Raw genomic sequence first — 8115 nt, forward strand, 5'->3', positions numbered from 1 at the left:
GCGAACGGCGGCAGGCTCAGTAGAGCCCACCCGTGCCGGTCGAGATCGCACGGTTCGACTCCGAGGACGGGCCGCCGCGTCCGCCGCCATTCGAAGCCTGGTCGCCGGGATTGATGAGCTGCAGCGAATCCGGCGGCGCGGTGCCCGGCTTGAAGGCTTCGAGGATCGCGTTGGTCGCGCCCGAACCGGCGCGCAGACCCGAGCGGGGATCGATGCGGATGAGCTTGATGCCGGTCGGCACGCGGAACGGCACGGCCGGCCGGTCGGCGAGCGCGACACGCATGAAGTCGCGGAAGATCGGCGCCGACATGACGCCGCCGGTGGCGCCGCGGCCCATCGGCCGGGGCGTGTCGTAGCCGATATAGACGCCGACCGCGAGATCCGGCGAGAAGCCGACGAACCAGGCGTCCTTCTCCTCGTTGGTGGTGCCGGTCTTGCCGGCGATCGGCTTGCCGAGCTCACGCACGACGGTGCCGGTGCCGCGCTGCACGACGCCTTCCATCATCGAGGTGATCTGGTAGGCCGTCATCGGGTCGAGCACCTGCTCGCGCCGGTCGATCAGGATCGGCTCGTCCTGCCGGTTCCAGCGTTCGGCCGTACAGCCCTGGCACTGGCGGTCGTCGTGCCGGAAGATGGTATGGCCGGTGCGGTCCTGGATGCGGTCGATGAGCGTCGGGCGGATGCGGCGGCCGCCATTGGCGAACATCGAATAGCCCGCCACCATGCGCATCAGCGTGGTCTCGCCGGCGCCGAGCGCCATGGATAGAACCGGCTGCATGTCGTCATAGATGCCGAAACGCTTGGCATATTCGGCGATCAGGGGCATGCCGACATCATTGGCGAGCCGGACGGTCATGACGTTGCGCGACTGCTCGATGCCGAAACGCAGGGTCTGCGGGCCGTAGAAGCGGCCCGAATAGTTTTCCGGCCGCCACATCGAGCCGTCGGCCTGGGCGAGCTCGAAGGGGGCGTCGAGCACCACGGTCGACGGCGTATAACCGTTGTCGAGCGCGGCGGCATAGACGAAGGGCTTGAACGAGGAGCCCGGCTGGCGGCGGGCCTGGGTCGCCCGGTTGAACTGGCTCTGGTCGAAGGAGAAGCCGCCGACCATGGCGAGCACGCGGCCCGTATAGGGATCCATGGCGACGAGGCCGCCGGAGACTTCCGGCACCTGGCGCAGTCGGAACTGGCCCTCGCGCCCGGGGATCGGCTCGACATAGACGACGTCGCCAGGGTTGAGCGCGCGGTTGACCGCCTTGCGCGTCCAGCGCACCCCGTCGGCCGTGATCAGGCCGATCTGGCGGCCGCTGACGACGGCCCCGGCCGCGTCGCGGCCTGGCTGCAGCCCGATGCGGGCGGTATCGGCCTGGGCGTCGAGCACCACGGCAAGCTTCCAGCCGACATCGCTGATCGCGCGGATTTCGGCGAGGCGCGCGCCCCAGTCGCCGCGCACGTCCTCGATCCGGGTCACAGGGCCGCGGAAGCCGCGCGCCTCGTCGTAGCGGATGAGACCGTTGGCGAGCACGTGGCGGGCCGCCACCTGCAGCTTCGGATCGAGCGTGGTGCGGATCGAGAGGCCGCCTTCGAGCAGCTTCTTCTCGCCGAAGCGATCGGCCATCTCACGCCGCACTTCCTCGGCGAAATAGTCGGCGGCGAAGGTCTGCTGGCGCGGCGAGCGCGGGTTGATGTTGAGCGGCGTGCGCTTGGCGCGCTCGCCCTCCTCCGCGCTGACGATGCCGTCCTCGACCATGCGGTTGATGACGTAGTTGCGGCGCTCGATGGCGCGGTCGCGGTTGCGGAACGGGTGAAGCTGGGTCGGGCTCTTCGGCAGCGCCGCGAGATAGGCCGCCTCCGGCAGGGTCAGCTCGTGCACCGACTTGTCGAAATAGACGAGCGCAGCGGCGGCGACGCCATAGGCGCCGTAGCCGGGCAGGACGAAGCCGAGATAGATCTCGTTGAGATAGAGCTCGAGGATCTGGTCCTTGGTGAAGGCCGATTCCATGCGCATGGCGATCAGCGCTTCGCGGATCTTGCGGTCGATCGTCTGTTCGCCGGAAAGGAGGAAGTTCTTCGCGACCTGCTGGGTGATGGTCGAGGCGCCCTGCGGCCGGCGGCCCGAGCCGCGGTTGTTGAAATTGGTCAGCGCGGCGCGCGCGATGCCCATCACGTCGATGCCGTTATGGGAATAGAAGTTCTTGTCTTCCGCGGCGAGAAAGGCCTGAACCACCAGTTTCGGCACCGCCTGGATCGGCAGATAGAGGCGACGTTCGCGGGCATATTCGGCCATCAGCTGCCCGTCCGCGGCATGGACGCGGCTCATGACCGGCGGCTCGTAATTGCGCAGCGTGTTGTAGTCCGGCAATTCCTTGGTAACGGTCACGATGTAGATGGCAACGCCGGCTGCACCGAGCAGGAACGCCACGGTGCCGAGGCCGAAAGCCCAGCCGAAGAAGCGGAGAATGAGTTTCATCCGGTTTTGTCGTGCCCGCCGGGCAGCGCCTCTCGTCCCCGTGGTACCGCCGCTCATGGAAACCGGGCCGGGGGCGCCCCGTTTCGAATGTGTCAAATCATACCACGTCGACACGCCCCCCGCAGGCGCGAATGCCGCGGCTGGACTTCCGGTCGAGCGATGCCCCGCGACTGTGGCGCGGATGTGACCCGGACGTGACCGGGTTCTTTACCCCTGCAAGGCCGTGACACCAAGCACGATTGTGCGTCGCGAACGACACTGGCAGGCCCCCTGGGGCGCCCGCGCAACACTGACGCGCCAGGTCAATTGGCGGCGTTCGACTCAATTGGCGGCGTTCGAGCGCTGCGCGGCCGGCCGGATGGCGGTCCGGCTCGCGAAGAACTGGTCGATCGCCTTGGTCACGGACTCGGCGGTCCGGTTGCGCCAGATCGCCGAGGTCAGCATTTCCACGTCCTTGGCGCTGGAAACGAAGCCGAGCTCGACCAGCACCGAGGGAATGTCGTGCGCGCGCAGCACCTGGAAGCCCGCCGAGCGCAGCGGCAGCCGGTGCATGCGGGTCGACTGGCGCATTTCGCCGGCCAGGGTCCGCGCGAAATTGGCCGAGAACATGCGCGTCTCGCGGCGTGTCAGGTCGATCAGGATGTCGGCGATCTCGCTCGGCTCCTCGGACAGATCGAGGCCGGCAATGGCGTCGGCCTTGTTCTCGCGTTCCGCAAGCCGGGCCGAATCGGCGTCCGACGCCCGGTCGGACAGCGTGTAGACCGTGACGCCCCGGGCGTTGTCGCGCGCGCCCCGGATCGAATCGGCGTGGATCGAGACGAACAGCGCGCCGTTGTGCTCGCGCGCGATGCGCACGCGCTGGCCGAGCGGGATGAAGATGTCGCGATCGCGCGTCATGACCACCCGGTAGCGCCCGGTCGCGTTGAGCTTGTCGCGCAGCACCCGGGCAAATTCGAGAACGATCATCTTCTCTTCCTCGCCGGTGCCGGCGACCGCGCCGGGATCGACGCCGCCATGGCCGGGATCGATGACCACCACGGGTGGGCCTTCGGGCGGCGCGGCCCGCGCGGAAGCCCGGGCCGCGAGGCTCTCCCTGTCGCCCCGGCGGGCGAGATTGGACGTCGAGCGCTCGTTCTGCACCCGGCGGAAGCCGTCGGCGTCGGTCCTGACGACCTCCAGCACGACCTGATGCGGCTCGCCTTCGCGTCCCTCGATCATTTGTGCCCGCTCGATCAGGGCCGGGCCGGCGAGATCGACCACCACCCGCGACTTGCCGGGTGCGAACAGGCCGTAGCGAAAGGCCTGGATGAGCCCGCGCCCGGCCTGGCCGGCCTCGCGGGCGCCATGCCCTCCAGCCCGGCCATGGCCGCGCGCCGCGGGCGCCGCGACCTGGAAATTGACCTCGTCGAGATCGATGATCACGCGGTAGGGCTCGGCGAGCGCGAAGGCGCGAATCTCGATCGGGCGCGTCACGTCGAAGGTCAGCCGGGTGCGGGCGCCGTCGCCGGACAGCCGCGCCGCCGAGACCACCGCCGGCAGGGCAGTGCGCGCGCTGCGAATGGCCGTTTCGGCGCCGGCCCCGTCCTGGCCGGCCGGACGGGCCGGCGCAACCGAGCCGGTCACCTCGGCCCCCGTCCCGGACGAGGGCTCCTCGGCCCGAGCGCCAGGCATCGCGGCGAGCGCGACTGCGACCAGTGCGGCGAAGAGGCGAGATTTGGCCATGACTCCCCGGAATCGCGACAAGGCGAGCGACACCACCATCCCCGGATAGCTGATAGTCCCGAGGCGGTTAACCGGGCGTTACCCATATTCGGCCTCGGCCGCGCCGATTCCCACAGGAACCGCGCGAGCATTGCACCGGCATGACGGGGCTACCACGCGAGCGCCACCGCTCCGCTTCGCCTCCGGGCGGATCGACCGGCGCCAGGCCCCTTTCCCCGTAACGGAATGCTGAAGACCCCGCCCGGCAGCGCGCGGCTCCGGACATGTTCACGGCGGAACTGTGTGAAATCGGCCACAGAACCGCCGCGAAGGTTGCCGCCGAAGCCGAGCTCACGAATTCGTGAACATCGGCAGGCCGCGCGGCTGGGCACGGTTAACGCCACGAGTCCACTCCCTCCTTGCAGCGAGCGCGCACACGATGAGCCATCACGCCGAAAATGCCGTTGAGACGATCGCTCCCGCCGACCGGATTGCCGCCGCGCCCTCGGAGCTCAGCCGGCGCTTCTTCCTGCTGGCGGCCCCGGCGGTGCTGGCCGGCTGCGTCAGCAGCGGCGGCGGCGGCAGTTCCTACGGCGCCCGGCGCGACGGCCACGTCACCCTGCCGGCCATGGATACCGGCCGCATCGATCCCCGCTTCCTGCGCCAGGAGGTCGCCTACGCCACCCGCGAGCGGCCCGGCACCATCGTGGTGCAGCCGAGCCAGCGCTATCTCTACTATGTGCTCGGCGGCGGCCGCGCGATCCGCTACGGCGTCGGCGTCGGCCGCCAGGGCGCGCTCTGGCACGGGCGTGCCGCGATCGGCCGCAAGGGCTCCTGGCCGAACTGGACGCCGACCGCCAACATGATCGCCCACGACCCGCGCAATGCCCGCTATGCCGGCGGGATGGCCGGCGGCATCAACAATCCGCTCGGCGCCCGCGCGCTCTACCTTTACCGCGGCAATCGCGACACCATGTACAGGCTGCACGGCACGAACGAGCCGCTGTCGATCGGCCACGCGGTGTCGTCGGGCTGCATCCGCCTGTTCAACCACGACATTATCGACCTTTACGAACGCGCCCGCGTCGGAACGCCGGTGGTCGTGCTGACCTGAGCACCGCCGGCAGCTTTGTGCGACGGCTACGCTTGCCAAGCTCGCACTCCGGCCGCTACATAGGGTGCGACACGGTGATGCGGGTATGGAGCGGCGTGTCGATCGAAGGCAGCCGAAGGTCTCATTCCGTGGCCCCGATCCGAGCGCTCCTCCTCAAGCCCCGCGCGTGGCGCCGTTTTCGGCAAGCCGCTGTCGTGTCGCCCTGAGCCGCGCCCCGTTCCGGGGCCGCGTCGCACTTCGAAAGGGTCTCGCCCATGTCGGGATCGACGGCACTGTCGGGCTTGAGGCGGACGGGTGATCGACTGATCGCCTGCTCTTCCGCCAGCCCCGCCGTCGGCTTTGCGACATGGCCCGTACCCTGCCCTTCCACCGCAATGACGGCCGTACGCCGGCGCCCTGGCGGCGCCGCCCTGGCACATCCTGCAGAGCGGGGCCCGATCGGGCCGGCGCTCGCGGCCGCCTTAAACTTCAAGAGCTCATCCGATGGCCAACAAGATGCTCATCGACGCCGCCCACCCGGAAGAAACCCGGGTCGTGGTGGTCCGTGGCAACCGCGTTGAAGAATTCGATTTCGAAAGCCAGTCCCGCAAGCAGCTACGCGGCAATATCTATCTCGCCAAGGTGACGCGGGTCGAACCCTCGCTCCAGGCGGCGTTCATCGAATATGGCGGCAACCGCCACGGCTTCCTCGCCTTTTCCGAAATCCATCCCGACTATTATCAGATCCCGGTCGCCGACCGCGAAGCGCTGCTGGCCGAAGAGGCGCGTGCCCATCGCGATGACGAGGACGAGGACGGCCGCGGCGAGCGCGGCGGGCGCAACGGCAAGGATGGCGGCCGCGATGGCCGGCGCCGCCGGCGGCGTGGCAACCAGCGCCCGCGCACCGAGGCCGCCGAGGCCCATACGTCCGACAGCGTGACCGGCGAGGCCGTTCTGGACGCTGACGAGGCCGGCGCCGAGGCACCGGCCGCCGAGCCGGGCGCGGAGCTGGCGGCGACCGCGGAAACCGGAGCCGAGACGACGGCGGCCGCCGCGCCGTCCGACACCGAGACGCCAGCCGAAACCGGCGCGAGCGAAGCGGCTTCCGAAACCGCCGGCGAAGTCGGCGGCGAGGCGGAAGCGCGCGACGAGGCCACCGCCGAGGATGAGGACGCCGACGAGGGCGAAGAGGGCGACGAGGCTGGCAACGGCCATATCGAGGATGCCCCGGCCGAGGAGGACGTGGTCGAATCGGTCGGCGCGGGCGACGCCTACGAGGACATGCCCGACCGGACCTTCCGTCCGCGCAAGCAGTACAAGATCCAGGAAGTGATCAAGCGCCGGCAGGTGATGCTGGTGCAGGTCGTCAAGGAGGAGCGCGGCAACAAGGGCGCGGCGCTGACCACCTATCTCTCGCTCGCCGGCCGCTATTCGGTGCTGATGCCGAACACCGCGCGCGGCGGCGGGATTTCCCGCAAGATCACCAATGCGGCCGACCGCAAGCGCCTGAAATCGATCGCCGGGGACCTGGAAGTGCCGGACGGCATGGGCGTCATCCTGCGCACGGCCGGCGCCAACCGCACCAAGACCGAGGTCAAGCGCGACTTCGAATATCTCCTGCGCATGTGGGAGCAGGTGCGCGAACTGACCCTGCGCTCGAATGCGCCGACCCTCGTCTATGAGGAAGGCTCGCTGATCAAGCGCTCGATCCGCGACCTCTACAACAAGGATATCGACGAGGTCATGGTGGCCGGCGACGACGGCTACAAGGAGGCCAAGGACTTCATGCGCATGCTCATGCCGAGCCATGCGAAGAACGTGAAGCCCTATCGCGAGCCGCAGCCGCTGTTCGCCCGTTCGGGTGTCGAAGCGCAGCTCGACGCCATGTTCTCCAACACGGTCCAGCTGAAGTCGGGCGGCTACATCGTCATCAACCCGACCGAGGCGCTGGTCGCCATCGACGTGAACTCCGGCCGCTCGACGCGCGAGCACAATATCGAGGACACGGCGCTGCGCACCAATCTGGAGGCCGCCGACGAGGTGGCGCGCCAGCTGCGCCTGCGCGACCTTGCCGGCCTCATCGTCGTCGACTTCATCGACATGGACGAGAACCGCAACAACCGGGCGGTCGAGAAGCGCATGAAGGATGCGCTGAAGAACGATCGCGCGCGCATCCAGGTGGGGCGGATCTCGCATTTCGGCCTTCTGGAGATGAGCCGCCAGCGCATCCGCACCGGCGTCCTGGAAAGCTCGACGGAGGTCTGTCCGACCTGCGGCGGGCTCGGCCATGTCCGCTCGGTGTCGTCGGTCGCCCTGCATCTGCTGCGCTCGGTCGAGGAGCAGCTGCTGCGCTCGGCCATGTACGACGTCATCGTGCGCACCCGCACGGCGGTCGCGCTCTATGTACTGAACAACAAGCGCGCCCATCTGCACGAGCTCGAGGAGCGCTTCCGCGTCAGCGTTCAGATCAGCGCCGACGAGACCATTACCGGCCAGCACATGTTCGCCATCGAGAAGGGCGCGCAGGTGCATACCCACGAGACCGCCTACCGTCCGCCCGTCATCGCCCCTCCCCCCGTCGAGCCGGAGGACCTGATCGAGGACGAGCCGGAGGAGGACGAGGAGGAGGCCGCCGAGGCGACGTCCGGCGGCGCGGCGCGCGAGGCGCGCGGCGATCGCGACGAGACCGAGAACGGCGAGCGCCGCCGCAAGCGCCGGCGCCGGCGCCGGCGCGGGCGGAACGGCGAGGGCCGCGAGGACGGTTCGCGCGAGCATCACGATGGCAGTCACCCGGGGCATGGTGCGCGCGAGGATGACGGCGACGACGAGGACGAAGCGGAGGACGGCGACG

At 69.2% G+C, this 8115-nt stretch carries 4 protein-coding genes; 2 read left to right on the forward strand and 2 right to left on the reverse strand.

Features of this window, described 5'->3' with window-relative positions:
• Positions 1-16: 16 nt before the first annotated feature.
• Both OZ671_RS06810 and OZ671_RS06815 read right to left on the reverse strand, forming a co-directional pair.
• On the reverse strand, positions 17-2470 hold the full coding sequence (locus OZ671_RS06810; RefSeq protein WP_268860038.1) for a penicillin-binding protein 1A: 2454 nt from the start codon (positions 2468-2470) through the stop codon (positions 17-19).
• Positions 2471-2791: 321 nt separating this feature from the next.
• Positions 2792-4192 carry an N-acetylmuramoyl-L-alanine amidase gene (locus tag OZ671_RS06815; RefSeq protein WP_268860039.1) on the reverse strand — a complete coding sequence of 467 codons (1401 nt, stop codon included), beginning with the start codon at positions 4190-4192 and terminating at the stop codon, positions 2792-2794.
• Between the two features lie 418 nt (positions 4193-4610).
• Here OZ671_RS06815 and OZ671_RS06820 point away from each other — a divergent pair, with 418 nt between their 5' ends.
• Positions 4611-5285, forward strand: a complete 675-nt coding sequence (locus OZ671_RS06820; protein WP_268860040.1) for a L,D-transpeptidase — start codon at positions 4611-4613, stop codon at positions 5283-5285.
• A gap of 483 nt (positions 5286-5768) precedes the next feature.
• Positions 5769-8115 (forward strand): Rne/Rng family ribonuclease (locus tag OZ671_RS06825; RefSeq protein ID WP_268860041.1); only part of this gene is annotated, 2347 nt, incomplete at its 3' end.

Source organism: Phreatobacter sp. AB_2022a (genome assembly GCF_026847585.1).
Lineage (GTDB): Bacteria > Pseudomonadota > Alphaproteobacteria > Rhizobiales > Phreatobacteraceae > Phreatobacter.

What these genes read in the sequence shown, in the direction of transcription:
- OZ671_RS06810 (WP_268860038.1), bottom strand. Translation starts at nt 2,470, where the DNA reads ATGAAACTCATTCTCCGCTTCTTCGGCTGGGCTTTCGGCCTCGGCACC.
- OZ671_RS06815 (WP_268860039.1), bottom strand. Translation starts at nt 4,192, where the DNA reads ATGGCCAAATCTCGCCTCTTCGCCGCACTGGTCGCAGTCGCGCTCGCC.
- OZ671_RS06820 (WP_268860040.1), top strand. Translation starts at nt 4,611, where the DNA reads ATGAGCCATCACGCCGAAAATGCCGTTGAGACGATCGCTCCCGCCGAC.